Source organism: Corynebacterium sp. ACRPS (assembly GCF_022346005.1).
Lineage (GTDB): Bacteria > Actinomycetota > Actinomycetes > Mycobacteriales > Mycobacteriaceae > Corynebacterium.
Genome location: NZ_JAKRMY010000023.1, coordinates 1 through 26,121, shown reverse-complemented (window position 1 = coordinate 26,121; position 26,121 = coordinate 1). Strand labels below are relative to the sequence as shown.

Annotated in this window: 26 protein-coding genes, 4 tRNA genes and 1 pseudogene; 14 read left to right on the top strand and 17 right to left on the bottom strand. The window is 57.9% G+C overall.

What is annotated here, in order from left to right:
- Positions 1-360: 360 nt before the first annotated feature.
- The 3 genes from MHX65_RS11640 (at position 361) to MHX65_RS10835 (ending at position 3,409) form a co-directional block, all read left to right on the top strand.
- The gene (locus MHX65_RS11640; RefSeq protein WP_239270077.1) at positions 361-1,080 is read left to right on the top strand and encodes an ATP-grasp domain-containing protein; all 720 of its coding nucleotides are present in this window, start codon (positions 361-363) and stop codon (positions 1,078-1,080) included.
- A gap of 148 nt (positions 1,081-1,228) precedes the next feature.
- Positions 1,229-2,134: a SagB/ThcOx family dehydrogenase gene (locus tag MHX65_RS10840; protein ID WP_239270076.1), complete on the top strand. Its 906-nt coding sequence runs from the start codon at positions 1,229-1,231 to the stop codon at positions 2,132-2,134.
- A 24-nt stretch (positions 2,135-2,158) separates the two neighbouring features.
- The gene (locus MHX65_RS10835; protein WP_239270075.1) at positions 2,159-3,409 is read left to right on the top strand and encodes an MFS transporter; all 1,251 of its coding nucleotides are present in this window, start codon (positions 2,159-2,161) and stop codon (positions 3,407-3,409) included.
- A 7-nt stretch (positions 3,410-3,416) separates the two neighbouring features.
- Here the strand turns inward: MHX65_RS10835 and MHX65_RS10830 are convergent, their stop codons facing one another.
- The 3 genes from MHX65_RS10830 to rplJ form a co-directional block, all read right to left on the bottom strand.
- Entirely contained in the window at positions 3,417-3,770 is a 354-nt protein-coding gene (locus MHX65_RS10830; RefSeq protein WP_239270074.1) for a HigA family addiction module antitoxin, read from the bottom strand.
- Between the two features lie 358 nt (positions 3,771-4,128).
- A complete protein-coding gene (gene rplL / locus MHX65_RS10825; protein ID WP_023025160.1) occupies positions 4,129-4,518 on the bottom strand; it encodes a 50S ribosomal protein L7/L12 in 390 nt (129 codons plus the stop codon).
- Positions 4,519-4,606: 88 nt separating this feature from the next.
- Positions 4,607-5,128 (bottom strand): 50S ribosomal protein L10, encoded by a 522-nt coding sequence (gene rplJ, locus MHX65_RS10820; RefSeq protein WP_023025159.1) that lies wholly within the window; start codon positions 5,126-5,128, stop codon positions 4,607-4,609.
- A 286-nt stretch (positions 5,129-5,414) separates the two neighbouring features.
- Between rplJ and MHX65_RS10815 the strand changes: the two genes are divergently transcribed.
- Positions 5,415-6,752: a cryptochrome/photolyase family protein gene (locus MHX65_RS10815; protein WP_239270073.1), complete on the top strand. Its 1,338-nt coding sequence runs from the start codon at positions 5,415-5,417 to the stop codon at positions 6,750-6,752.
- A gap of 110 nt (positions 6,753-6,862) precedes the next feature.
- Here MHX65_RS10815 and rplA read toward each other — a convergent pair whose 3' ends face one another.
- The 7 genes from rplA to MHX65_RS10780 all read right to left on the bottom strand — a co-directional run bounded on the left by rplA (position 6,863) and on the right by MHX65_RS10780 (position 10,210).
- On the bottom strand, positions 6,863-7,567 hold the full coding sequence (rplA, locus tag MHX65_RS10810; RefSeq protein WP_239270072.1) for a 50S ribosomal protein L1: 705 nt from the start codon (positions 7,565-7,567) through the stop codon (positions 6,863-6,865).
- Positions 7,568-7,635: 68 nt separating this feature from the next.
- Positions 7,636-8,079: a 50S ribosomal protein L11 gene (gene rplK, locus MHX65_RS10805; RefSeq protein WP_237791528.1), complete on the bottom strand. Its 444-nt coding sequence runs from the start codon at positions 8,077-8,079 to the stop codon at positions 7,636-7,638.
- Positions 8,080-8,249: 170 nt separating this feature from the next.
- The gene (nusG, locus tag MHX65_RS10800; RefSeq protein WP_239270071.1) at positions 8,250-9,170 is read right to left on the bottom strand and encodes a transcription termination/antitermination protein NusG; all 921 of its coding nucleotides are present in this window, start codon (positions 9,168-9,170) and stop codon (positions 8,250-8,252) included.
- A gap of 129 nt (positions 9,171-9,299) precedes the next feature.
- Complete coding sequence (gene secE / locus MHX65_RS10795; RefSeq protein WP_239270070.1) at positions 9,300-9,632, bottom strand: preprotein translocase subunit SecE; 333 nt, start codon at positions 9,630-9,632, stop codon at positions 9,300-9,302.
- 172 nt (positions 9,633-9,804) lie between these two features.
- Positions 9,805-9,877, bottom strand: a tRNA-Trp gene (locus MHX65_RS10790).
- Positions 9,878-10,014: 137 nt separating this feature from the next.
- Positions 10,015-10,086: transfer RNA gene (locus MHX65_RS10785), tRNA-Met, on the bottom strand.
- Between the two features lie 48 nt (positions 10,087-10,134).
- Positions 10,135-10,210: transfer RNA gene (locus tag MHX65_RS10780), tRNA-Thr, on the bottom strand.
- 174 nt (positions 10,211-10,384) lie between these two features.
- On the opposite strand from MHX65_RS10780, the gene MHX65_RS10775 reads away from it, so the two are divergent.
- The 5 genes from MHX65_RS10775 (at position 10,385) to MHX65_RS10755 (ending at position 15,770) form a co-directional block, all read left to right on the top strand.
- Positions 10,385-11,320, top strand: a complete 936-nt coding sequence (locus MHX65_RS10775) for a sugar-binding transcriptional regulator (RefSeq protein ID WP_239270069.1) — start codon at positions 10,385-10,387, stop codon at positions 11,318-11,320.
- Positions 11,321-11,433: 113 nt separating this feature from the next.
- Positions 11,434-12,159, top strand: coding sequence for a purine-nucleoside phosphorylase (gene deoD, locus MHX65_RS10770; protein WP_239270068.1), 726 nt, complete (start codon positions 11,434-11,436; stop codon positions 12,157-12,159).
- Positions 12,160-12,174: 15 nt separating this feature from the next.
- The gene (locus MHX65_RS10765) at positions 12,175-13,530 is read left to right on the top strand and encodes an MFS transporter (RefSeq protein WP_239270067.1); all 1,356 of its coding nucleotides are present in this window, start codon (positions 12,175-12,177) and stop codon (positions 13,528-13,530) included.
- An 11-nt stretch (positions 13,531-13,541) separates the two neighbouring features.
- Positions 13,542-14,189, top strand: a complete 648-nt coding sequence (gene deoC / locus MHX65_RS10760) for a deoxyribose-phosphate aldolase (RefSeq protein ID WP_239270066.1) — start codon at positions 13,542-13,544, stop codon at positions 14,187-14,189.
- A 3-nt stretch (positions 14,190-14,192) separates the two neighbouring features.
- Positions 14,193-15,770 carry a phospho-sugar mutase gene (locus MHX65_RS10755; protein ID WP_239270065.1) on the top strand — a complete coding sequence of 526 codons (1,578 nt, stop codon included), beginning with the start codon at positions 14,193-14,195 and terminating at the stop codon, positions 15,768-15,770.
- 165 nt (positions 15,771-15,935) lie between these two features.
- Here MHX65_RS10755 and MHX65_RS10750 read toward each other — a convergent pair whose 3' ends face one another.
- Positions 15,936-16,973, bottom strand: a complete 1,038-nt coding sequence (locus MHX65_RS10750) for an ABC transporter substrate-binding protein (RefSeq protein ID WP_239270064.1) — start codon at positions 16,971-16,973, stop codon at positions 15,936-15,938.
- Positions 16,974-17,114: 141 nt separating this feature from the next.
- Here MHX65_RS10750 and MHX65_RS10745 point away from each other — a divergent pair, with 141 nt between their 5' ends.
- The 4 genes and pseudogenes from MHX65_RS10745 to MHX65_RS10730 all read left to right on the top strand — a co-directional run bounded on the left by MHX65_RS10745 (position 17,115) and on the right by MHX65_RS10730 (position 19,941).
- Entirely contained in the window at positions 17,115-18,062 is a 948-nt protein-coding gene (locus MHX65_RS10745) for a FecCD family ABC transporter permease (protein ID WP_239270063.1), read from the top strand.
- Positions 18,059-18,433: pseudogene (locus MHX65_RS10740) on the top strand (iron chelate uptake ABC transporter family permease subunit); the annotation flags it as partial. The gene MHX65_RS10745 and the pseudogene MHX65_RS10740, both read left to right, overlap by 4 nt.
- A gap of 52 nt (positions 18,434-18,485) precedes the next feature.
- A complete protein-coding gene (locus MHX65_RS10735) occupies positions 18,486-19,115 on the top strand; it encodes a FecCD family ABC transporter permease (RefSeq protein ID WP_239270062.1) in 630 nt (209 codons plus the stop codon).
- A gap of 22 nt (positions 19,116-19,137) precedes the next feature.
- The gene (locus MHX65_RS10730) at positions 19,138-19,941 is read left to right on the top strand and encodes an ABC transporter ATP-binding protein (protein WP_239270061.1); all 804 of its coding nucleotides are present in this window, start codon (positions 19,138-19,140) and stop codon (positions 19,939-19,941) included.
- A gap of 474 nt (positions 19,942-20,415) precedes the next feature.
- Here the strand turns inward: MHX65_RS10730 and MHX65_RS10725 are convergent, their stop codons facing one another.
- The 3 genes from MHX65_RS10725 to MHX65_RS10715 form a co-directional block, all read right to left on the bottom strand.
- Complete coding sequence (locus MHX65_RS10725; protein WP_239270060.1) at positions 20,416-21,165, bottom strand: hypothetical protein; 750 nt, start codon at positions 21,163-21,165, stop codon at positions 20,416-20,418.
- Positions 21,166-21,193: 28 nt separating this feature from the next.
- A tRNA-Tyr gene (locus tag MHX65_RS10720) sits at positions 21,194-21,275 on the bottom strand.
- 109 nt (positions 21,276-21,384) lie between these two features.
- Positions 21,385-22,389: a polyprenyl synthetase family protein gene (locus MHX65_RS10715; protein ID WP_239270059.1), complete on the bottom strand. Its 1,005-nt coding sequence runs from the start codon at positions 22,387-22,389 to the stop codon at positions 21,385-21,387.
- Positions 22,390-22,487: 98 nt separating this feature from the next.
- Here MHX65_RS10715 and MHX65_RS10710 point away from each other — a divergent pair, with 98 nt between their 5' ends.
- Complete coding sequence (locus MHX65_RS10710; protein ID WP_239270058.1) at positions 22,488-23,756, top strand: geranylgeranyl reductase family protein; 1,269 nt, start codon at positions 22,488-22,490, stop codon at positions 23,754-23,756.
- Positions 23,757-23,772: 16 nt separating this feature from the next.
- Here MHX65_RS10710 and MHX65_RS10705 read toward each other — a convergent pair whose 3' ends face one another.
- The 3 genes from MHX65_RS10705 to MHX65_RS10695 are packed head-to-tail and all read right to left on the bottom strand — an operon-like array spanning position 23,773 to position 26,120.
- Complete coding sequence (locus MHX65_RS10705; protein WP_239270057.1) at positions 23,773-24,477, bottom strand: demethylmenaquinone methyltransferase; 705 nt, start codon at positions 24,475-24,477, stop codon at positions 23,773-23,775.
- Between the two features lie 11 nt (positions 24,478-24,488).
- Positions 24,489-25,688: a glycosyltransferase family 4 protein gene (locus MHX65_RS10700; RefSeq protein ID WP_239270056.1), complete on the bottom strand. Its 1,200-nt coding sequence runs from the start codon at positions 25,686-25,688 to the stop codon at positions 24,489-24,491.
- Between the two features lie 60 nt (positions 25,689-25,748).
- Positions 25,749-26,120 (bottom strand): DUF3592 domain-containing protein, encoded by a 372-nt coding sequence (locus tag MHX65_RS10695; protein ID WP_239270055.1) that lies wholly within the window; start codon positions 26,118-26,120, stop codon positions 25,749-25,751.
- Between the last annotated feature and the right edge of the window lies 1 nt (position 26,121).

Genomic DNA, 26,121 nt, shown 5'->3' with positions numbered 1-26,121 from the left:
ACGCGTACACACTGCGTGGGCCGTCCACTAAAGAGTGCCTAAAAACTACCCCCGGTACCCGATATCCGCACCGGTCGGTACTCGATACCGCCCTACCGGTACTAAATAGCGTCGCGCGTCATTCAAGGCCCAAGCAACGATTTTCAGCGAGAATTCCGCCACAATCACCCCGAATCGCTTCCATCAAAAAGTGTAGTCTTCATAACCCGCCAAGATGACCGAGAATGTGACCTCCTGTCGCTGATTCTCGCCAGCCAAAACATTGGAGTCGTACGAATTGACAGCGACGGCGAACTCAGTAAAGAGCTATTACCAATAGATAACTTCGGAAGACTGGTTACGGAACATGGCAACACCACGGTGGCAGTAGCTTGGATCCGCCATTTTTCACGCGAATCTATAAAAAATATATCCTGCGCTAAAGAGGAAATAATTTATATCAAAGATCAGGCAATATCCTACATACAAACGCTTGAAGAGATTGCTTTATTTAGCGTAAACCATTTTTGTAACGCTCGGTCACGGCTTGCACAAATTCAGCTCGCCAATTCTATTGGACTTACTACCCCTCAAACGTCAATTGGATATGAAGCGGCGTTTCCCTTTTCAATTGCCAAACCGATTGGCCCCCACTGGGTAGAACCGACTCCGGGAACACTTCTTGGAGCTATGCCTAAACGTTTGAAGCTAGATGAATCAACTCGTGATGAGCCGGTACCTCTCCTATTCCAGAAGTATATGAACTCAGAGTATGAGCTCCGCTGCTACGTAATCGACCAAGAAGTTATCGTTTTCCGAGTATCAGGATATGACAATGCAGACGACCTGTGGCAAGAGAACAACGGCGTGAGCGTATCTCTATATAAATCTACCCAAAGATTAAAAGATATTCTAATTGAATACTCCCAACTATCCGGTTGTAATTTATGTGCCATCGACCTCCTAATACAAGGAGGTGACCCAATATTTCTTGAATGTAACGTTTGCTTCGATTGGCTATTCTACGAAGACCGAGCTGGCACGAATCTCGTCTCCAACGCCATTGCTAGATATTTACAAAGGACTTTAAACGATGCTTAGAATAGCGACAGTGGGCCATTTTCGGTTCAAGGGACCGTACCTCGTTTGGGACAACCCTCTAGAGCAAACTCAGACAATCTTAAACCAGAAGGCAAGGGAGGAACTCTTCCGCTTACTAGATAGTCAAACTATTAGTGGAGTAACGGTCGTGTCTAGCGAAGATTCATTTCCGGAACTCCAGAACTTAGGGGTACTACAGCATTTTTCTAATGAACCCCCCAATACCGAATGCACGGTTCTAGATATGTGGCCCGATACTCCTCCGCTCGCGCGCGACTACGCATTTGCCAGCGGAGTCCGTTCCGGCGAGACAATCGCTCAACTAGATGAGCATCACCAGCATTTAAGGGAAAAACTCGCGCTCACCGGCCCACCGCATCATGTATGGGAGAATCCGATTTTCGCCAAGCAGGAATTGAACCTTCCGCACGGCGAGACAATAAGCTACACCAGAAGCTTCAAATCTGTTTTGAATTCTCGAAAATCTGCACGTTTTACGAATACAGAGCTAAAATCAATTAGCCTTAGGTCACTAGCATCAATCCTTTACGATTCCGCAAGCTTTTCAAAGCGCCCAACAACAAACGAACAGAAGTCCGGAAACATCCATTTTCGTTCGGCCCCATCTGCCGGAGGATTGTGCTCAACCGAGCTCATTGTCCGCGTTAGTAGATGCGATTCAATCGACGATGGTTATTATTTATACCACCCGAAAAACCATTCCTTACTGTTTCTCAATCATCTAGAGCCCTATAAGGAATGGAAGACCGCGGTTGGGAAACAATCGCATGTCGTGGATGCCCCAATACATTTTATTACTGTTGGTGATCCTCGAGTCATATCCTGGAAATACGAAAGTCTAAACTCGATTCGAACGCTCTGGCTAGAAATTGGGCACCTTAGCCAAGTTATTCAAATGGTTGCTACAGCCACTGACCACCTCTCTCGGGGCATTTCTCTCTTTCGGGAAGACATCATCGCTGACAACGCGGGACTAGATTGGCGATCTTTCCTCTGGGGCATGCTAATTGCAGTTGGGCCTAAGGACGACTGAGATGGCTTTGTTATAGGAGGAGCATTGAATATAAATGAAGTTGATCGCACCAACCCAAGTGATTTTAGACTATTCCTGTGGTCTGACCTCGTGGCTCAGATAGCCGGGGTAGGAGCCGGGCTTGCTATTCCGGTGGTCACTCTACGCTTGAGCGATAGCCTTACCCTTGCCGGCCTGTATGGAACCATCACCGGAATAGCTGCACTGGCAGGCGGAATCATCGGCGGCTCTCTTGCGGATATGTGGCGCCGCAAGCCACTCATCATTGTGACCAACGCTCTGGCCGGGGTACTCAACCTCGCGTTAGCGAGTCTCATCCTATCCGGAAGTTTCTCCCCCATGGTCTTCGGTGCGCTTCTCGGGAGCATGATGTTCTTTTACCGGATAGGTCAAGCTTGCTCCGACCCTTGCCTGCCCCAGCTCGTTGAGGAAGAACAGCTCGCCGCCAAACAAGGGCTCATCCAAGCACGTCTGCAATTTGCGGGACTCATCGGCCCCACTGTGGGCGGCGCGCTTCTAGAAGTCAACGTGGCACTGCCCTTCGTGTTTGTCGGTCTGGCAAATATCCTCACCATTGTCTTCTTCCTCTTCATCAGGGCTCGCCTAGACCCCACAAAGAAGGCAGAGAACAAGCTCCTACGCACGACGAAGGAAGGCTTAGCCATCGTGGCTCGCGCGCCACTACTTCGCGGGCTCATTGCCATGCAAACACTGTCGAACTGCGCAATTAACGGCTCGCTGTTCATGGCGGTCCTCATACTGGAGGAGGGGAATAACCCTGGATGGGTAACGGGACTAGCCCGCACGTCCATAGGCCTCATCGGGATTGTGGGGGCTTTGTCGACGGGTTGGTTGCAGAAGAAGTTCTCCTTCGCCACCCTTCAGGTAGGCACATGCGCCTGGGTTGCTGCATCAATCGCATGTGGTGCCCTGCTCAGCCCCAGCCTGTTGATGATCATCCCCTTAGGGCTGTCTGTTCTTACAGCCCCAGCCGCCGGCGCGGTAACCTATGCCGCACTCCACAGGCTTCTGGCAGAAGAAACTTTTGGCCGAGTCACCAATATCCAAATGAGCACCGTCGTTTCACTCTCTAGTGTGTGGTCGACCCCGCTGGCCGCATTGTCTCATCGCTGGACCTTGACCACTGGTTTGTGGGCCAATGCGCTCGCCGGGCTCCTCGCTATCGGGCCTGCCCTTATCTTTGTGCGCCGAGCCGATCGCGTCCTTGCGCAAGCAGACGCGAGGGAGAAAGGGAATTCCCCTAGCCACTCATGAGCGCAAGTCAACTGTTCCTATGAATGAGACTCGGCTTCTTCTTTGTGATTCCACGGAACGATGGCGCTGACATCAGTGGTCTGGCGAGTTTTCCACAGATCGTATTCCTCTTGAGTCCGAGCCAGAACTCCGCGGAATTCCCAAAGTAGGCCGACCAGCGCAAGGCCATATCGGCGCTGATACCGAGCGCACCGCGGGTGATTTTGCAGACTTGAGAGCGGGTAGTGCCAATGTCGTTGGCCAGGCGATACTGGGTAATTCCGCAGGGTTTGAGGAATCCTAGGAGAAGAATTTCTCCGGGATGCGGAACGGGAACAACATCAACATGATTGCGTGCTTCAGTGGTAGTCGATAAAGTCAACGCCAACAGCTCCTTCGGGGGCCTAAACGACAGGATGTGTTGGTGAACTTATATGTTTAGCCCATCTGGCCTTCTGGTATTAGGACTATTTCACTTATCCGGAGGGATAACGCAGCCTCGGACCTGAAATACCGTCGGGGACGTGCTGATGTGCTAGGTGCCGAGGTTCAAGACGATCCGACTCAGACAACGAATGAAACGGGCCCACAACTCCAGGCACAACAACACCCTCCTAAGGGAAAGTGTTGCAACGACCCTCTGAGCTCAAGAGGGGCATATAAAACGGGAGAAACCCCCATCTCCCACCGCGTATAGCGCGGTAAGAGTGGGGGCTTCGAAAGCGTGAAGCTCAGTAAAATTACTTGAGCTCGACGGAAGCGCCAGCCTCTTCCAGCTTGGTCTTAGCAGCCTCAGCGTCGTCCTTGGAAGCGCCTTCGATGATGGCCTTAGGTGCACCCTCAACCATTTCCTTAGCTTCCTTCAGGCCCAGGCCGGAGACGAGCTCGCGGACAGCCTTAATAACGCCGATCTTCTTAGCGCCAGCGTCGGTCAGAACGACGTCGAACTCGGTCTGCTCCTCAGCAGCGGCAGCGCCGCCCTCAGCCGGAGCGCCCGGTGCAGCAGCGGCAACCGGTGCAGCAGCCTCAACGTCGAAGACGTCCTCGAATTCCTTAACGAACTCAGACAGTTCGATGAGGGTCATTTCCTTGAAAGCTTCAATGAGCTCGTCCTTGGTGAGCTTAGCCATGATGGCAAGTCCTTTCTGTGTTGTGTGCTTGTTCCCCGGTGATGAGGTAGCAAGCACGGTGTTTTATATGTGCGTCTGTCGTGACGACTTAAGCTTCTGCTTCCTTCTTGTCCTGCAGAGCAACAACGGTGCGAACCGCCTTGGTTGCAGGAGCGTTGAAGACAGCGGCTGCCTTCGCCATAGAACCCTTCATAGCGCCAGCCAGCTTTGCGAGGGTGGTCTCGCGGTTGTCCAGCTTGGCGATGGCCTGAACCTGCTCCGCAGACAATGCGTCGCCGTCCATGTAGCCACCCTTGATGACGAGTGCCTTGTTGTCATCAGCGAACTTGGTGATGACCTTCGCAGCATCTACTGCCTCGCCCTTGATGAACGCAATTGCGGTCGGGCCAGTCAGCAAATCATCAAGACCTTCGATGCCAGCTTCGTTGGCAGCGATCTTGAAGAGGGTGTTCTTGGCGACGGAGTAGTCAACGTCAAAGCCCAGGTTGTTACGCAGCTCCTGCAGCTGGGATACGGTCAGGCCGCGGTACTCAGTCAAAACGACGGAGCTAGAATCGGCCAGCTTTTCCTTCAGCTCTGCCAAGTCTGCAGTGTTCTTTGGGTTTGCCATTGTCTCTCGCCTCCTTCCAAAACATCTCTTTTATTTTCCGCCGGGGCCTTCCGAAAAGAAAAGCCCCGTGCAAGAGCACAGGGCGTGCGACATGAGAAATGTCGCGGAATGCGCAAAGTGTCTCCTGCGTGGGCCGCCTCCAAGGTGGAGAACTTTCAATCCTTAGTGGATGACCAACGGTCTTCGGTGAACTTTGACTCGGCCACAAGGCCGTTCAAACTTCACAAGGGATACTACCGCGCTTTCCTCGTATTCCCAAATTGCCCACCCGCGTAGGCTATTTAGTATGACTTCCCTCATGTGGTTTCGCGATGACCTGCGCTTATCCGATAACCAGGCCCTTACCCGCGCCGCGGAGGCCGCCGCCGATAAAAACGGTTCAACGCCAGAGTTAGTGGCCGTTGTCCTCGATGAGCCCGCCTACCCCGGCAGCCGGCCGCTCGGTGGCGCCACTCACTGGTGGCGGGAGCGTTCGCTCTATGCCCTAGCGCAGGAGCTTGCCTCCCGTGGGGTGAAGCTTATGCGCGCTACCGGCGATGCCCGCACCGTCATTCCCCGCATCGCCCGCAAGGTTGGCGCCGATACCGTCACCTGGACCCGCCGCTACCACGGCCCGCTGCGCGAGGTAGACGCGAGGGTCAAAGCAACGCTTGCCGATGCCGGAATTAACGCCATCTCCTGCCCCGGTTTCACCCTCGTGGAGCCATGGGAGGTCACCAATGGCCAGGGCAAACCTTATAAGGTCTTTACTCCCTTCGCTGCCGCCGCGCGGTCCCAGCTCGCTGATGACGAACCGCTGCCCGTGCCGGAATTGCTGGCGGGGCGGGAGATGGGGGCATCGGCAAGCAGTAGCTGGCCCAACCCCAGCGCCGATGAACCGCAGTGGGCTGCGTCGCTCGCCCAGTATTGGACTCCCGGAGAGGCCGGTGCGCGCGAACGCCTAGCCCAGCTCGACTTAGCTCACTACGCCGAGGAGCGCGATATACCCGCGCGCAACGCCACGTCCCTGCTCTCGCCGCACTTGCGCTTTGGCGAGGTATCCCCGCGCGAGGTCTGGGTGGCCGCCGCCGAGGAGCCCGACGCGGAGAAATTTCAGTCCGAGTTGCTGTGGCGCGACTTTTCCTGGCACCGGCTCTACCAGCTGCCCGATCTGGCCACCCGCAACGTGCGGCAAAACTTCGACCGCTTCGACTGGTCCTGGGATGACCCGCGGCTGAAGGACTGGCAGGAGGGCACGACAGGCATTCCGCTTGTCGATGCCGGCATGCGCGAGCTCTGGCACACCGGCTACATGCACAATCGCGTGCGCATGGTGGTGGGTTCGTTTCTTACCAAGAACCTGGGCATCCATTGGCGCCTAGGCGAGGAGTGGTTTTGGGACACCCTGGTGGATGCCGACGCCGCCTCCAATCCATTTAACTGGCAATGGGTGGCCGGGTGCGGCGACGATGCCGCACCCTTCTTCCGCATCTTCAACCCGGAAAACCAGGCCCAGCGCTTCGACCCGGATGGTGCGTATATCCGCCAGTGGGCGCCCACGCTATCCGCCCCGCCCATCGTGGACCTCAGGCAGTCGCGCCAGGCGGCCCTAGATGCCTACGCCGAGATCAAAGACGCAGACTAATGCCCAATACCTAGGCCCTTCGTTTACACCGTAGGGCCTGATGATCGATGCAAAAGACCCCAAGGAAAATCCTCGGGGTCTTCGTTCACGCTCTATGCGCTATCACCGTCTTAGTCGGTGTAGCCCTTCTGCACGGAGCCGTCCACAGGAATACCTGGGCCGGAGGTGGTGGAGATGGTAGCGCGCTTGATGTAGATGCCCTTTGCGGAAGCAGGCTTCAGGCGCTGGATTTCATCCATGAGGGCGCCGTAGTTCTCAGCGAGCTTCTCAGCATCGAAGGAAGCCTTACCAAGGATGGCGTGCAGGTTTGCAGCCTTGTCCACGCGGAAGGAGATCTTACCGCCCTTAACCTCGCTAATTGCCTTAGCAACGTCATTGGTCACGGTACCGGTCTTCGGGTTAGGCATCAGACCACGTGGGCCCAAGACGCGGGCGACGCGGCCAACCTTGGCCATCTGGTCGGGGGTAGCGATGGCAACGTCGAAGTTCAGGTTGCCCTCGTTGATCTGCTCGATCAACTCGGAGGTACCAACGATGTCAGCGCCAGCTTCCTGAGCTGCGGTAGCCTTTTCGCCCTCTGCGAAGACGGCGACGCGAACGTCCTTACCGGTGCCGTTAGGCAGGGAAACGGTGCCGCGCACCAGCTGGTCAGCCTTGCGTGGGTCAACGCCCAAGCGGAAGACGACGTCAACGGTGGCGTCGAAGTTCTTGGAGGAGGTCTCCTTGGCCAGCTTTGCGGCCTCGATCGGACGGTACAGGCGGGACTTATCTACCAGTTCCGCAACGGCCTTATAAGCCTTAGACTTGGTGCTCATTTAACAATTCCTTTTCTGGATTGGCGTGGTATTTGGCGGGCCGAAGCTGGCCCTACCACATAAAATTTTTACTTCTCCGGTGCGCCATCGATCTCGAGGCCCATGGAGCGGGCGGTACCAGCGATGATGTGTGCGCCGGCCTCGATGTCGCGGGCGTTGAGGTCCTCGAACTTGGTCTGTGCAATTTCCTTGCACTGATCCCAGGTGACGGAGCCGACCTTATCGGTGTGCGGGACACCGGAGCCCTTCTGAACGCCTGCGGCCTTCAGCAGCAGCTTGGCTGCCGGCGGGGTCTTCAGCTTGAAGTCGAAGGAGCGGTCTTCGTAGACGGTGATCTCAACAGGGACCACGTTGCCACGCTGGTTCTCGGTAGCGGCGTTATAAGCCTTGCAGAATTCCATGATGTTGACGCCGTGGGCACCGAGTGCCGGGCCAACTGGCGGTGCCGGGTTAGCGGCGCCAGCCTCGATCTGCAGCTTGATAAAGCCAGATACCTTCTTCTTTGGAGCCATCGAATTACCTCTTTCCTGTGGTACCGGACCTGCGTCACGATGAATAACGCGGCCCGTCCGGATGCTCACCTCAGTGGGCCACCGGAGGATGAAACGATTTTCGCGTGCGCACGCAAAAGGCGCACGGCGTTCCAGTCTAGAACACCGTGCGCCCTGCACAAAATCATTTTTTAAGAAATGCGCTCGATTTCCGTCGGCGACAACTCCACTGGGGTTTCGCGGCCGAAGATGGAGACTAGGCCCTGCATCTTGCCGGTCTCCGGGTCAATTTCGGAGATGGTGGCGGACACGGCAGCTAGCGGGCCGGACAGGATGGTAACGGCCTCGCCCACCTCGAAGTCGTGGGCGTACTTCTTGGCCACTTCCTTCTCCGGCATTTCAACGACCTGCTCGCCCTCTTGCTCGTTCGGGGCGGCCTCGCCCTTGGTGGCGGGAGCTTCATTCGGCATGAGGAACTTAGCCACGTCGCGAGTCTTCACCGGCGTCGCGTTGCCTTCGTTGCCCACGAAGGAAGTAACGCCGGGGGTTTCGCGGATGACGGACCAGGCGGCATCGTTTAGCTCAGCGCGTACCAGAACGTAGCCCGGCAGCAGCTTGCGCTTTACAATCTTCTTCTTGCCGTCCTTGTTTTCCATGATCTGCTCGATGGGGACGACTACCTCGAAGATGGAGTCTTCCACCTCAAGGGTCTGCGCACGCATGTCGAGGTTCGTGCGCACCTTGTTTTCGTAGCCGGAGTAGCACTGGATGATGTACCACTGACCCGGCTGTTTCTTCAGCTCGCGGGTGAATTCGCGCAGGCGCTTGCGGTAAGCGGCATCCTCAGCTTCTTCCTCGGTTTCGGCGGAAGCCTCTGCCGTGCCCTCTTCTGCGGCGAGCTCGGACTCCGCCGCAGGCTCGGCCTCCGCCGAAGGGGCATCGGCAAGCGCAGCGTCTTCTGCGCCAGCGGTGTCAGCCTGAGCCGGTGCTGCGGCCTCCTCTTGGGCGTCCTCGACTGCGCTGGCGTGCTCTGCAGCCTGCTCCTGCACGTTGGACTGCATGGCCTCCTCTAGGGAGGTTCCTGGGTTTTCGACGTTATTCTCGTCGCTCATGAGTGGTACTCCAAAATGTCATCGGCGCGTGTTGTAGAACCAGCCTACCCGCGGCGCGTGTGGGCAAAAAGTATCCCGCCGTTCCGGAGTGCGGAAACAGCGGGATAAAAGTTTATAGGACCATTCTAGCTAATTAGTCAGAATCTTCTCAACTCCGAGGCCGGCCAGGGTATCGACGCCCCAGACCAAGGCGGTCATGACGATCAAGAAGGCGAACGTGATGAGGGTGTACTGCACCATCTCCCCACGGGTGGGCCAAACCACCTTCTTCATTTCAGAGACAACCTCACCGGGGAATGCGGCGATGCCGCCACCCGGACTATCGGTGCGGTTTTTATCCTCAACGCGGACGACGTTCTTCTTCGCCGAGTCCGTGGAGGTCGTGGAAGCCGCACCAGAAAGCTGGCGCTTACCGGTGGGACGCGGGGCCGCCGAGCCGTTCGGCTGCTGCTCATCGCTCACAGCTAACCCTCCTTGGGAAATGAAATCTTTTTCCGGGCGCGAAACCCCGCCCAGACATAACTTTGTCAACCCTAGCAAAAGCTGCACGGGCAGGAAAGCACGCCAGGGCGGGTGCGCCAATCTGTGACAAAAATATCCCCGCCACCTGGAAAGCTGGTGACGGGGATTCTTGCAGGGGCGACAGGACTCGAACCTGCAACCTACGGTTTTGGAGACCGTTGCGCTACCAATTGCGCCACGCCCCTATTTTCTTATCCGTGACGCTTGAACGTCACGCGCCGATGACCTTACCAGATCCCTAATTCCGCACGGAAACCAGTGCTCCGCTAAGGCCATAGGCACGGTAGTAAAAAAGCGCCGTAGTGGCGCTTTTCTTTCCCGGTAGCGATGGCGAGAATTGAACTCGCGACACAGCGATTATGAGTCGCTTGCTCTACCACTGAGCTACACCGCCATGGTGAACACCTTCATCCTGAAGGAAGGTAATTCCTCCAGACATGAATGGAGCCCCCTGACAGAATCGAACTGTCGACCTTTTCCTTACCATGGAAACGCTCTGCCGACTGAGCTAAGGGGGCATATCCCAGCATCAAGCACGTCAATATTTCGTTGTGCTCTCCGTTGCGGACTTCAATAATGTAACCTGCCACCTCCACTTTGCACAAATCGCCACGTCAGCGTCCATAAGTGGGGAATTTTCTGCGGCTTAGACGATGGTGCTCCTGCCCGCCCGATGTGCTTGAATGAAAGGCATGCTGGATCATAAAGACTGTCTTTCTCTCGACGCCGCGAAGCTCTACTACAACTCCGGTTTTTCGCAGGCGGAGGTGGCGGCGCACCTGGGGATTTCCCGGCCGACGGTCTCCAAATTGCTCACCCACGCCGCCGAGCGCAGCTTTGTCACCGTGAGCATCACCGATCCCCGCGAGCAGTCCGATGAGCTGGTTTCTGCGCTCTGCGAGCGTTTTTCGCTTGCCGATGCCCGCGTCACCGCCACTCCTCCCGGCGGATCCCTGCTTGCGGATCTAGGCAGCGCCGGCGCCGCCCTACTGGAAGAGCTCATTACCGATCACACTTCAGTGGGGCTTTCCTGGGGCGAAACCATGTCCGCGGTGGCCTCCCACTTGCGCAAGCGTCCGCTAGAGGGCGTGGACATCGTCCAACTCAAGGGCGGACACTCCCACTCGGAGCGCTCCACCAAGGATCTGCACACCATGCAGGCGTTTACCCAGGCTTTTAATGCGGAGGCGCACCTACTCCCCCTCCCGGTCATCTTCGATTCCGTCGAGGCCAAGGAGTGGGTCGTCCGCGACCGGCATATCTCCACAATCCTCGATATGGGGGCGTCGGTAGACGTGGCGGTATTTACCGCGGGGGCCATCGAAAAGGAGTCCCTGGCGCTGAACCTGGGCTACCTCACCGAGGAAGAAAGTGAGGAACTTCTCACCAACGCCGTAGGCGATGTCTGTTCCCGCTTTTATACCGCCGAGGGCGCCATCGCCTCCCCCGCCGTGGATGCGCGCACCGTCGGCATCGATTTGAAGGACTTAGCCCAACGCCCCACGCGCGTGCTCGTTGCCGGTGGGCACACCAAAACCCGCGCCATTAATGTCGCCCTTGAGATGGGCTTGGCCACCCACCTCGTGACTGATCAATCCACAGCTCACAGGCTATTGGAGCTTAATTAACATAAAACGCGTCACACTTAAGGAACATTTGTTAACTTTTCTATTGACATTGGTTCCGGGCGGGCTAGACTAACCCATGTACACACCCGAAGTTCACATGGAGGAGCACGTCAATGTCCGCCACCGACATTTCCACCCCGCACATCAACCCGCACGGCGCACCAATCGCAGAGACCGTCCTGCTGCCCGGTGACCCACTGCGCGCGAAGTTCATTGCTGATAACTTCCTCGAAGACACCGTCCAATTCAACGAGATCCGCAATATGCTGGGCTTTACCGGCACCTATAACGGCAAGCCAGTATCCGTCATGGGAACCGGCATGGGCATCCCGTCCATCGGTATTTACTCCTGGGAGCTCATCCACAAGTTCGGTGCGAAAAAGCTCATCCGCGTCGGCTCTATCGGCGCGATGCAAGAGGACATCGAATTGCACGATGTCATCGTTGCTTCCTCTGCCTCCACCGATTCCAACTTCTTGTCCCAGTATGACCTGCCAGGCACCTACGCCCCCACCGCATCGTGGAAACTGCTTAAAGCGTTGGTGGATGAATCCGAGAAGCAGAACCAGCACATCCACGTGGGCAATATCTTGAGCTCGGACATCTTCTACAACATGGACCAGACCGTGAACGACCGTTGGGCACACATGGGCGTGCTCGGCGTGGAGATGGAATCCGCGGCCCTCTATGCCACCGCCGCCGAGGCCGGTGTTGACGCCTTGGGCCTGTTTACCGTCTCCGACAACATCGTCACCGGCAAGCAGCTTTCCGCTGAAGACCGTCAGACCGCCTTCCGCACCATGGTGGAGCTTGCTCTGCCGCTCAACGCGCTGGATTAATAAGGACCCACCGCCATGCTGAAAAAAGTTAAGGCCACCCCGGGTGAGCGCACCCAGGTAAACCCCAAGGCCGCCGTCCCCATCCTGCTGTTTGTCTTCGTCTTCTCCCTTATCATTGACAATGGTTTCAAGACGATGACCATGCCGATCGCGGAAGCGCTCGAAATTTCCGATAAGACCGCGTCGCTGCAGGCCTCCCTGGCCGGCGTGATCATTGGTATCGGCGCCGTCGTCTACGCCGCCTTGGCGGACTCCATTTCTATCCGGAAACTGATGCTTACCGGCATCGTTTTTGTGGCCGTGGGTTCCATCCTGGCCTTCGTCTTCTCTGGTTCGTGGGCCATGATATTAACCGGCCGCCTGATTCAAACCACCGGTTTGGCCGCCGCTGAGACACTCTATGTCATCTACGTGACCAAGCACTTGAGCGAGGATGATCAAAAGACCTACCTCGGCTTTTCCACCGCCGCCTTCCAGGCTGGCCTGCTCATTGGCGCGCTGACCTCCGGGTTCATCTCCACCCACGTGTCTTGGACGGCGATGTTCCTCATCCCGCTCATCCTCCTGCTGACCATTCCGCCCATCATTAAGAATGTGCCGGAAGATGAGGCCGTGGAAAGCCACCTGGACGCGCTCGGCCTGTTCTACGTTGCCCTCTTTGCCAGCGCTCTTATCTTGTTCATGCAGGATTACACCTGGTACTGGCTCATCTTCGCCATCGTGGGCGTTGCCGCATTCATCGTGCACATCAAGAACGCGAAGAACCCCGTGGTTACCCCGGAATTCTTCACCAATGGCCGCTACGTGTGGACCATTATCATGGTGCTCTTTGTCTATTCCACGCAGCTGGGCTTTATCTTCCTGCTGCCGTTTGCAGCCCATGACATGCACGCCATGAGCTTGGATCAGGCCTCGCTGTTGATGGTGCCGGGCTATATCTGCGCCATCCTCGTCGGCATCTTTTCCGGCAAAATTGGCAAGGTCATGTCCTCTCGCGCCACCATTTACACCGCCTTTGGCATGGTTGCCGGCGCGCTCTTGTTCGCCGCGTTCTTCGCGCAGGTTCACGTTTCCGTGCTCATCATCGCCATCGTGGCCTTTGCCAGCGGCTTTGCCCTGATGTACGCCCCACTGGTCAATACCGCTTTGCGCAATATCAGCGCAGCCAAGTCCGGCATCGCCATTGGTTTCTACAACCTCACCATCAATATCGCCGTGCCCCTGGGCATCGCTTATACCGCCAAGCTGCAGGAATCCACCAGCTACACCACCACGCTGTTGGTCCTCACCTTCATCGCCGCCATCGGCTCTGGCCTCTATGTGGTCTCTGACCTCAAGATGGCCCGTAAAGAATCCGCTGCTATTTCCTAAAGGAGAAAATCATGACTTCTCGCAACGACGTTGCTTCCTACATCGACCACACCCTGCTCAAGCCAGAGGCCACCCCGGAGCAATTCCGCGCCCTGGTAAAAGAGGCCACCGAGCTTGGCACCTACGCCGTGTGCGTCTCCCCTTCCGCCCTGCCGCTCGAGACCCCGAAGTCCCTCCATGTCGCCACGGTCGTGGGCTTTCCCTCCGGCGCCGTCAAGCCGGAAATCAAGGCCGCTGAAGCCGCCCGCGCGGTTGCCGATGGCGCCGAGGAAGTAGACATGGTCATCAACATCCCGCTGGCCATCGAGGGCCGCGCCGAGGAGCTGCAGGCAGAAATCCAGGCCGTGCGCGATGCCATCCCGGGCAAGGTGCTCAAGGTCATCATCGAGTCTGCCGCGCTTTCCGATGCCGCCATCGTCCTCGCCTGCCAGGCCGCCGCTGCCGCCCAGGCGGACTTTGTCAAGACCTCCACCGGCTTCCACCCCGCCGGCGGTGCCTCCACCCACGCCGTCAAGCTCATGCGCGAGACCGTAGGCGACAAGCTGGGCGTGAAGGCCTCCGGCGGCATCCGCACCGCCGAGGATGCTCTCGCCATGATCGAGGCCGGCGCCAGCCGCCTGGGGCTGTCCTCCTCTGCCAAGATCCTCGAGGAGCTTTAAGCCATGTCTGTGGATAAGACCTTCGATTTCGACTACGCCCGCACCTGGGCCGAACACGATCCGGATGCGGACACCGCCCGTCAGGTGCTCACGTGGATCGAGGAAGATAACTCCGAAGAACTCGCCGCCGCCTTCGCGGGCCCCCTGAACTTTGGTACCGCGGGCCTGCGCGCCGCCGTGGGCGCGGGCGAATCCCGCATGAACCGCGCCGTGGTCATTCGCACCACCTACGGTCTTATTACCTGGCTCAAGCAGCAGGTCGATACCCCGGTCGTTGTCATCGGCTGCGATGCCCGCCACGGCTCCGCGCAGTTCCAGCGCGATGCCGCGCAGGTTATCTCCGCCGCTGGCGGAAAGGCCTTAGTCCTGCCTGCGCAGAATCCGACCCCGCTGACCGCCTTCACGGTGCGTTCCTTAGGCGCGGACGCCGGCATTATGGTTACCGCCTCCCACAACCCGCCTGCCGATAATGGCTACAAGGTGTATCTGGGTGGCCGCGTTGCCACCGGCCCGGGCGAGGGCGTGCAGCTCATCTCCCCAGCCGATAAGGAAATCGCCGCCGCCATCGCTAAGGCCCCCTATGCCGATGAGGTCCCGCTCACCTCTGATCACATCGAGGACGTCAATACCCGCGCGGAGTACCTCGACCGCGCCGCCACGTTGGTCGGTGAAAATACCGATATCACCATCGCTCTGACCGCCATGCACGGCGTAGGTGCCGAACTGGGTAAGGAACTGCTGTCTCGCTGCGGCTTTACTGTCTCGCTGGTGCCAGAACAGGCCGCTCCCGACCCAGATTTCCCCACGGTTTCTTTCCCCAACCCGGAGGAGCCCGGCGCCCTAGACCTTGGCATTCAGCATGCTGAGAAAATCGGTGCCGATATCCTTATCGCTTATGACCCTGACGCCGATCGCTGCGCCGCCGCCGTGCCTACCGATGGCACCTGGCGCCAGCTCAGTGGCGATGAGACCGGCGCCTTGCTTGGCGATTACCTCGCCCGCCGCGGCGCTACCGGCAACTTCGCCAACTCCCTCGTATCGTCCCGCCTGCTCGGGCGCATCGCCGCACACTACGGCCTCGGCCACGAGGAAACCCTGACCGGTTTCAAGTGGATCGCCCGCACCCCGGAGCTTGCCTTCGGCTACGAAGAAGCCATTGGTTTCTGCCCCGATCCCAACGCAGTGCGCGATAAGGACGGCATCTCCACCTCCGTGGTGCTCGCCAGCCTCGCCGCCGAATGCAAGGCCGCTGGAAGCAGCCTCCTAGGCCTCTTGGATGACATCTACGCCACGGTCGGCGCCCTGCACACGCAGCCGCTGACTTTCCGCGTCGAGGACTTGAGTCTGATTACCCAAGCAATGGACAAGGTCTCTGCCACCCCACCGACCGAGCTCGCCGGCTCCCCGGTGTCCAAGGTGGAAAAGTTTGCCCAAGGCTCGAAGTTCTTCACCGATAACGATGACCGCGTTATCGTTCGGCCCTCCGGCACCGAGCCCAAGCTCAAGTGCTACCTGGAGTCCCCCGACGCCGGTCGCCTCGATGCCATCGCGGCTGATTTGCGCGATTACTTCGGGCTCTAATCCGCCCGCTTACTGAAAACAGGTTTATGGGCCAGCAGGATTTCGCCACCATAGCGCGAATCTGCTGGCCCATAAGACTTTATAAGGCGGACTAGAGCACAAGGGCTCTTCTTTCCCTACGCGGGAAGCGCCCAACTCGGGCGGGCCCTCATGCCCTCAGGTCAATTACTTAACATCCAAGTATTCGACTAGTTCTTCCGCAATCTTTTTCGCACCCGTTGGGCCAAGACCCAAGAACCAGAGGTCATCGCTGACGCGGAAGGCCTTGCCTTCCTTCACCGCTGACAGATTCTTAAATTGTTCGGATTCAACAATTTTGTCCTCACCAGTGGCCGATGGATCGCCATAGCTGGAGTAGAACAGGTAATCTCCGTCTGCCTCAGAAATGGACTCTGGAGAAATCTCCGCTGCCAGCTCATCAATGTCCTGGTTTTCAGGGCGAGCCAGTCCTGCATCGCGCAGAATGACACCGATAAGGGACTTATTGGCGTACAAGCGGATCTTATCCGGCATGAATCGAAGCATAGAGACCGTCGTGTCCTTCGGCATCTTCTCCTTGATTTCAGCCAAGGTATCCGCATAGTCATTGAGGATATCGACGGTTTTCTCCTCTTCACCGAGCGCATCACCGATCAGCCGGAAGTCTTCCTTCCATGGATATCCTGGGCGGATAGCCAACACGGTCGGCGCGATATCGGAAAGCTGCCCGTACAGATCGTCCACGCGCAGTTGGCTGCCCACAATGAGATCGGGCTTGAGCTCCGCGATTTTTTCGACATTTACCTCCTGAATGGTGCCCACCGAAGGTACGTCTTTCACCTTGTCAGCCAGATAATCCGGCACTGGATTCGCACCCTTAGAGGTAACCATGCCTACCGGCTTAATCCCCAAGGACAGCACAGAGTCGAGCTCACCCATGTCCAGCACCACGACGCGCTCTGGCTTCTCTTTAATCTCAGTTTCACCATTGGCGTGCTTGATGGTGCGGGGGAATTGGCCCGGCTCAGCATCAGTTCCCAACTTGGCGGTTTCTTCATCAGCGGTACCAAAGCGCTCACCGCTATGGGAGACGCTTTCATTGCCCGGACCGCCCTTGGAATCGTCATTTTCGGCAGCACTGCAAGCAGACAGTGACAAGGCAATGGCGACGGCGGCAGCCATGCTTGATAGCAGGCGTTTTTTGTTAAACATTATTTCTGACATAATGGTTAGCCTAAGCTAACTTACTTATTTATTGAAAATAATATGACGCATACCAAATCAACGCTCCCCCCAATGGGTGTACCGAATACTCGTCGCCGCAGGTGGCGGGTCGGCGCCTTCCTTGCACTTGCACTTTTGCTAATGGTGCTTCTGATTGTGCTCAGCCTGTTCATCGGCGCGCAGTCTTTTACCCCCTCTGAAATAGTCGCAGGCCTCCGCGGCGGCCCCGGCAGCAGCACGGCTGGAGACATCCTGTATGAGCGACGAATCCCACGCACCGTCGCCGCCATCCTCGCGGGTACTGGGCTCGCGGTCGCCGGTTGCATTCTCCAGATCATCACCCGAAACCCGCTGGCAGATACCGGAGTATTCGGCATGAACGCCGGCGCCGCCTTCGCGGCCGCGCTCGCTCTTAGCGTATTCGGGCTATCTTCACCCCTAGCTTTTACCGCCGCTGCCTTGATCGGTGCGGGTAGCACCATGCTATTAGTTGCGCGCCTTGGCCGAGACATCTCTGGCGCCATAGATCCGCTCCGTATCGTGCTTGCCGGCGTGGCGTTAAGCGCTGTGTTCGAAGGCCTTTCTGAGGGCATGTCACTCCTAGATCCGCAAGCCTTTGCCCGAATCAAGGCATGGATGGTGGGCAGCATGGATATTGCTTCTACCACCCCGCTTTATCTCATGGGGTGCGGATTGGCCGTCGCCGCAGTGATGTTGGTTTTCCTAGCGCCCCGCCTGACCGTCCTGCCGCTGGGTGAACACGCTGCAGAAGCACTTGGCATCAACGTAGCCCAAACCCGCGCACTGGCCCTCTTTGTTGTATCTTTGCTCGCCGCAACGACCACTGCCGCAGTCGGCGTCTTAGCATTTGTCGGCATGCTTGTCCCCCATTTGGTTCGCCAAGTAGGCATCACCAATGAGCGCGATCAGATTTGGATTAGTGGGTTAATCGGTCCAAATCTGCTTCTCTTCGCCGACATCATTGGGCGGCTTATCTTGCCCGGCGAGTTACCCGCCGGAGTAACCGTCGCAATAATCGGTGCTCCTTTCCTCATTTTCCTTGCACAACGCAAGCAGGTGGTTCTATGAGGACCACAGACCTAAATGCCACGCGAGCCGCTACCACCTCGGTACGCACCATCGCTGCGCGATACCGCCGCCGCGAAACAATTGTGCTTTTTGTGGGCGTCGCCGCAGTCCTTCTCGCTGCCGTCGTAGCGCTGACGTACCCTGGCGCAGGACTAGATCGCGTGTCGGCTTGGCAGGCGCTTATTCACCCCGACTCCGGCTTCGGCACCACCGTAATCTACGAATGGCGCTTGCCCAGAGTCACCGCTGCCATCGTGGTAGGGGCTGGCCTCGCTATTGCCGGCACGCTTTTTCAGACCGTAACCCGCAACCCGCTGGGCTCGCCCGACATCATTGGTTTTAACACCGGTGCCTATACCGGGGTGATCGTGGTGAGCTACTTAGGGTTCAGCAGTTTTATTAACGTCGCATTAGGAGCGGTGGTTGGGGGGCGGGATCACCGCACTGATCATCGTCGTCCTAGCCCTACGCAGGCAGGTAAGCGGCATGCGACTCATCCTGGTCGGTATCGGAGTCTCCCTTACGCTCTCCGCGGTCAACCGTTACCTCATCTTGAGCGCAGATTTGGACACGGCTATGGCTGCGGCCACGTGGGCTGCTGGTTCGCTCAACGGCATTGAATGGATTTTCGTCGGCCCAGCGGCCATCGTGCTGGCACTAATCATCGTGCTAACTTTCACGTTGAGGTCGCGTTGCGAGGCCCTAGAGCTTGCCGATGACACCGCCTACTCCCTCAGCCTAAATGTAACCCGCACCCGCCTTGTTCTAGTGTTCCTCTCTGCCCTTTTAACAGCACTGTGCACCGCGCTGGCCGGTCCGATTTCTTTCGTAGCCTTAGCGGCACCACACCTGACAAGGTTCCTTACCGGTGGCCAACGAGTCAGCCTCCCTGCTGGTGCACTTATCGGCGCCACCTTGCTATTGGTCTGCGACATCATAGGGCAACAGCTTTTCCACCCCACCATGCTTCGGGTTGGCGTCGTAACCGTCACCTTGGGCGGCACATACCTGATCATCCTCATGCTCTTCGCGCACCGCACCTACCGCAGGTAATTTTGAAAGGACTTTCCCCAAAATGGCTTTCCCAGATTCAGACAGCGATGGAGACATCGCGGTAGCAGTACAGGGCGCTACCGTCACTTACGGTGACTTCACCGCCGTAAACAACGTAAGCGTGGATTTCCCGCGCGGAAAATTTACGTGCATTATTGGCCCCAATGGCTGTGGCAAATCCACGCTTCTGCGCGCTATGGCGCGAGTATTGCCCACAGAGGCAGGCACTATTTCCTTAGAAAACAAAGCGATTGATTCTTTCGGCCGCAAAGAATTATCGCGGCGCATCGCGCTCATGGCCCAAGATGCAATAGCCCCTGAACATCTCACCGTAACGGAACTGGTAGCACGTGGCCGGTTCGCACACCTGGGAGCGTTGGGGCAACGCAGCAGCCAAGACTTCGACAAGGTATCCCAAGCAATATCGACGGTGGAACTGGATTCGCTGGCTGACCGGCGAATGAATGAATTATCCGGCGGTCAACGCCAACGCGCTTGGTTGGCCATGGCGCTAGCCCAAGACACCCCAGTGCTCCTACTGGATGAGCCCACAACCTTTTTGGATTTGGGCTATCAGCATGACTTGCTCACTCTGGTGAGAAACCTCAGCGAAAACGAGGACAAAACAGTCATCGCCGTAGTACACGACCTCCAGCAAGCGATACGTTTCGCCGACCATCTAGTAGCGATGCAAAGCGGGCAGTTAGTCGCCCACGGAAATCCCGTGGACATAATCACCTCAGAACTAATTGAGCACCTATATGGCCTACCCGTAGAGGTTACCAAGGCTGGGCAGCAAGGACGGACAGTAATCATTCCAGACTGAAGTTTGAAGTGTCCCAGGTTTTTCCTCTGAGTAGACGGGAAATCTGAACTAGGGCCTGACCCCCGGAAAGTAGACACATCGGGGGTCAGGCCCAGCGGATTCATAAGGCCTTGGACTACGCCACCCCACAAAAAGTGGAAACCGAATACTATCTCACTCAGCCCATCAACACAGGGTCGTAAACGGAGCGGAACTCAACCCAGGACGCTTCAAAATTTGGGAATCACCTACCCGTGGCCATTTCCTCTTTATCTTTATCCGGCCATACGGTCACTACTTTGTACGTGTTGTAGACCATTGCTACGAATACAACAATATTTCCAAAGATGAGCCACTGCGGTGCATCGTTCGGCAGAACTATCTGTAGAACAGCACTCACGAAACACAGCATTGCAATGTTCGTACCCAACGAGATGATCAGCATTCTACGTCCAAGGCTCATTTTTATCCCTTACTTTTTCGTGTTTCTTATATTTATCCGCACTGGTCAGCGGCTGTTATGATAGAGCCAGATGCGTTTGCCATGGTAACCGCAGCCATCGTAGGCCCAATAGGGCCTGTGAGCGGCGCGGACGCGACTTCGACTGCGGATCCCACAGTTGCTGCGCCCCCTAGAAGGACAGCCCCCGCACACCCAGCAGCAGACCGAGTCTGAATGAGAGTTGCGTCGACCAACTCTGGATCAACATTCGTTGAATACTTTGCAGCGATCTGGTTGCCCTCTACCGAGTATTCGATGTTTACTTTCTCTCCAGTGATGAGAGTCTTTGAAGTGGGCAGAGCTTCTTCTTTGCCATTCGGGCTTTCTACAACTACTGCGTCTGCTTCTTTATGAACATTGCCGTTTACTACTTCAGCGGAGTATCCACTCTCATTAGCGTCATTGATTACGAGAAGTGCCTGTTGCTCCTCCTGGGCCTTAGCAATCCTTTCCTTAAGGACATCATTTCCCGTCCCTGTGTTGGTTGACTGCTGAACCTCGTTCTGAGAATTTTCTGCGGATGTAGCGACTGGCACTGGTACGAGTACAGAAGCTAGTGCGATAGAAGCAGCAAGCTTAGTTCCAAACTTCAAGGAAAACCTCTTTTTGAATTCTGGAATACGAATGAACTCAGGTGGATGATAAGGTCTGCGCTCGTCCTGCGCAAGACATAACTGGAATATCCCCTTTTGACCTTTAAGCCCCAAGACACACTTTTTGTCGCATATGCCACGAAGCCCCACAAGCTTCAGCTTGTGGGGCTTTATGTTGTGCCAGGTAGAAGATTCGAACTTCTGAAGGCAATGCCGGCGGATTTACAGTCCGCTCCCTTTGGCCGCTCGGGCAACCTGGCATGCACTCTGCGGTGCGTGTATGTACTTTACTATGAATCACCCACCTACCTCCAAATCGCCAGCGCAGCGGGGAGAAATGGAATGTTAGGAGGGGCCACCAGCAAGCAGCTAGCCCACTCGGCGAACGGTGTAATCCGCGAGCTGGCGCAGCGCTTGGCTAGCGGAATTTTCCGGCAGTACGGAAAGCTGTTCTTCTACCGTGCGTAGGTAGGCATTAATGTCCTCTAGCGCCCTCTGCCGGCCGCCAGACTGGCGCAGGAGGGCGATGGCACGCTCGACCTCAGCATCGGTTTCTAGGGGTCCTGTCAGCAGCTCACGCAGCTGGTCGCCCACTTCCCCGTCCTCTTCCAGGGCGTAGAGGACGGGGAGGGTAAACACGCCCTCTCGCAGGTCGGTGCCCGGGGTCTTTCCGGAGTCTTTCGGATCGGAGAAGATATCGATGACATCGTCCACGATCTGGAAGATCATGCCGATGGCACCGCCAATGCGGTACAGCGCCGCAGCGTGGTCGGCCGAGGCGCCGGAGTGGTACGCGCCGAGGTAACCGGCAGAGGCGATAAGCACCGCGGTCTTTTCCTGAATAACGGCCATGTAGTGGTCCACGGGGTTGGCTTCACCGGCACCGATGGTCTCGCGCATCTGGCCGGTCACCAGCTCTTCAAAGGTATCCGCGAAGTGGCCCACGGTATGGGTATCTAGTTGGCTCATCAGGCGGGAGGCGTGCGCGAGGAGGGCATCACCGGCAAGGATGGCCACGGAGTTATTCCACCGGGAGTTGGCGGATTCCACGCCGCGGCGGCGGTCCGCCTCATCCATCACATCATCGTGGTACAGGGTGGCAACGTGCACCATCTCCACAACGGTGGCGGATTTAATAACCTCTTCACAGCCCGGTTTGGCGCCGTACTCAGAGGCAAGCAGGGCCATCATCGGGCGAAAGCGCTTGCCGCCCGCCTTGGACAGATGGCTTACCTTGTCCTTCAAGAAGTCCTGGCCGCGGTCAGTTTCACTGCGCAGCTTTTCTTCTACTGCTTCCATGCCCGCGCCAATGCGTTCATTAAGCTGTGGATCACCAAGATCCACGTGAGTGGCATGCGAGTGGCCGTGAGTCATTAAATAGCGTTCCTTGCAATTAAAAGCCAGAGATAATCGTTTATCTACCGTAGTCCAAACCAGCCCCCTTAACACACTTGAGGGGTTGAACTAGTGCAATGATAGTCCCTATGTCGGAACAGATCGATTCCCCCCGCCCTGTCGAAGTCGCCATCATCGGCGCAGGACCCGCCGGAGCCGCTGCGGCCATCCACGCCGCCCGCGCTGGCTATGAGACTATCCTCATTGATTCAGCCACATTCCCCCGCGATAAAACCTGCGGCGATGGCCTCACCCCACGGGCAATGCACCAGCTAGACAAGCTTGGCATCACCATTAACGCCGTCTACCGCAACCGCGGGCTTAAGCTGCACGGCTACGGCGGGGACGTCACCGCCCCGTGGCCGCAGACCTATCCTTCCCAGGTGGGCACTGCCCTGCCGCGCTTTAGGCTCGATGCGCAGCTGGTAGAGGCTGCCACCGCCGCAGGTGCCACGCTTATATCCGGTACCCCCGCGAGCGCCCCGGTCATGGAGGGCAACCGGGTGACCTCGTTTCGCATCGGCGAGCAGATTATTCGGCCGAAATGGCTCATCGTGGCCGATGGCGTGCGTTCTACCTTTGGCAAGCAATTGGGCCGCACCTGGCACCGCGATGAGGTCTATGGCATCGCCGCGCGCTCCTATGCCGCCTCCCCTCAGGCAACCGAGCCGTGGATGCACTCGCACGTGGAATTAAAAGACGAAGACGATTCCGTCCAGCCCGGCTACGGCTGGATTTTCCCGTTGGGCGCAGAGCTTGGGCAGGTCAATATCGGCGTCGGTGCGCTATCGACCGCACAGCGGCCGGCCAAGATTAATACCAAAAAGTTGCTGGAGTTCTACGCCGCCCAGCAGCGCGCGGAGTGGGGTCTTGGGGACATCGAGCATGTCACCTCTGCCCTGCTGCCCATGGGCGGGGCGGTCTCTAATGTGGCGGGGGCCAATTGGATGCTCATTGGTGATGCCGCCGCGTGCGTCAACCCCTTAAACGGCGAGGGCATCGACTACGGCCTCGAGACCGCAGCGCTCGCGATGGGCATGCTCGGGCCGAAGGATTTCACCCTCGCGTGGCCGGCCACCCTGCGCGAGCACTATGGCGAATCCTTCCTGCTTGCGCGCACGGCCGCCCGCCTGTTGACCTACCCGCAATTCCTGCCCGTGGCGGGCCCATTAGCACTGCGCGGTCCGGTGGGCCGCTTGCTGATGCCCGCTGCCGCACGCCTCATGGGCAACCTCATCACGGAGGAAGACCGCGACCTTATCGCCCGCCTGTGGCGCACGGCGGGCCGCAGCATAGGGGCCGTCCGGCGCGATACGCCCCTGTGGGCCTCCACCGCGGCGGTCTAGGAGGGCTGTAAGGGGTTTACTTCAGGGCATCGGCAAGCGGCTTCGTTGCCGAGTGCAAGGCGACGATGCCCAGGGTGAGGTTTTGCCAGCCCGCGTCGGCCCAGCCATTGCGGTTGATGGCCGCCGCCAACTCCTCTTGTCCAGGCCAAGCGCGGATGGATTCCGCGAGGTAAATATAGGCATCCGGGTTGGAGGAGACCACGCGCGCAACCGGGGGCAGCAGGCGCATGAGGTATTCCTTGTACACGGTGCCGAATACCGGGACGATGGGGGTGGAAAATTCCGCCACCGCCAGGCGCCCGCCCGGCTTGGTCACGCGCGCCATTTCCCGCAGCCCCAGCTCGTAATCGTGGATATTGCGCAGGCCATAGGAGATGGTGACGGCGTCAAACGTATTATCCGCAAAGGGCAATTTCATGCCATCGCCGGCCACCTTGGGTACGTCGCGCTCGCGTCCGGCGGCGAGCATGCCGCGCGAAAAATCGCAGGCTACGCACCACGCGCCGGATTTGGACAGCTCTTCTGTGGATACCGCGGTTCCGGCCGCGAGGTCGAGGACCTTCTCCCCCGGCTGCAGGTTAAGGCGCTCGCGGGTGCGCTTGCGCCAGCGCTTGTCCTGTCCAAAGGACAAGACGGTATTGGTGAGGTCGTATTTTTCGCCGACGGCGTCAAACATGCGCGCGACGTCGAAGGGCTTTTTATCCAGATCTGCCTTAGACACAAATGCCTAGTCTAGGCTACGCGCGCCCCAAGGGCACGAGCCGCCCACCGCGGCAGCTCTGGGCGCTGCCCCAAAATGGTCAGCGGCACCCGGCGGGTATCTTCCAGCACCTCTTCGTAATAGCCCACCAGCTGCTCGCACAGCGCGGTCCACGTCTTCGAAGAAATGGAGGCGCGGGCATTATCCCGCAACTCCGCATGGATCTCTGGGTTTAAGAGCGCATCGACGGCATTGGGCAGGTCATCGACAAAGCTATCCACGTCTAAGAGCAGGCCGTTATAGCCTTCTTGGATAAGGTCCACGGGCCCGCCTGCCCGCGGGCCGATGGTGGGCACGCCAGAGGCTTGGGCCTCCTGGATGGACTGGCAGAAGGTTTCAAATTCGCCGGCGTGCACAAAGACATCGAGCGAGGCATAGGCCTGAGCCAGCTCCTCACCGCTGAGCGCGCCGGTGAACACGGCGTTGGGAAGCTGTGCCTCCAATAGCGGGCGCTCGGGGCCGTCACCGACGATGACCAGCTGAATATCCTCGCGGCCATTAAGCGCGGACAACCGGTGCACGCCCTTTTCCGCGGCCAAGCGGCCGACGAAGCCGACGATGTTTTTCTTTCCACTGCGGTCCCAGCTGCGGCGCAGGCTAGCCGAGCGCTTTTGGGGATGGAAAAGCTCGGTATTGACGCCGCGGCCCCAATGGCGCACGTGCTTGATGTGGTGTTTTTCCAAATCCCGGATGGTCAGCGAGGACGGCGCCAAGGTCATCTGGCAGGAGTTGTGGATCGTGCGCAGCCACTCCCACACAGCGTAAGCCAAGGCGGAGGCGTGGTACTTGGTGGCGAATCCTGCGACATCGGTTTGGTAGAGCGCCACTGCCGGAATGCGCTGTTGGCGGGCCGAAAATGCGCCCGCCGCACCCAGCACAAACGGGCTAGCTAGGTGGATGATATCGGGCTTGAACTTCCGCAGCGCATCATCCACGGCCGTGGTCGGCACGCCCACCGGCAACGAATCCACCAGCGGCACGCGCACGGTGGGCACGCGGTAAATGGGAAAGCCCAAGTAATCAGGGATTTCTTCTTGGCCCTCGCGGGCACCGGGGGCGATGACAATCGCATCGTGTCCGGTTTCTTGCAGGTGCTCCAAAACGCGCAGCACCGAGTTTGTCACGCCATTGACATTGGGGAGGAACGATTCAGCCACGATTGCAACTCGCATGCCACCATAATGACCTATTTTTCTTGGCCTTTGGTGAATCCAATGAAAAATCTGGGTAAATTATTTTTCAGCCCGATTTTCAGCGCGGCGGGTGGTCACGGTAATAAGCCGCCACAGCCCCACGGCGGCAAGCGTAGACACAACCGCCACGGATAGCGCCGGTATGACCGCCAAGGTCCACTCGCGGCCTTCTACCTTCACCAAATCCGGATTATCCTCGGCATACTGCACCCATACCTGCTGGCCCTCGCCCAAGTCCGTGGGATAGAGCAAGCCTTGCCGCGGGGAATGATAGATCCCGTCGCTATCTTGAAAATCCACGGTGGTGCGCAGCGCGCCGACGTCCTTGACCGTTGCCAAAGCCCGGCTAGGCTGCGCGGAAATGGCGCGGTCATTGAGGAGGGGGCCTACCACCAGGCCCACCGAGCCCACG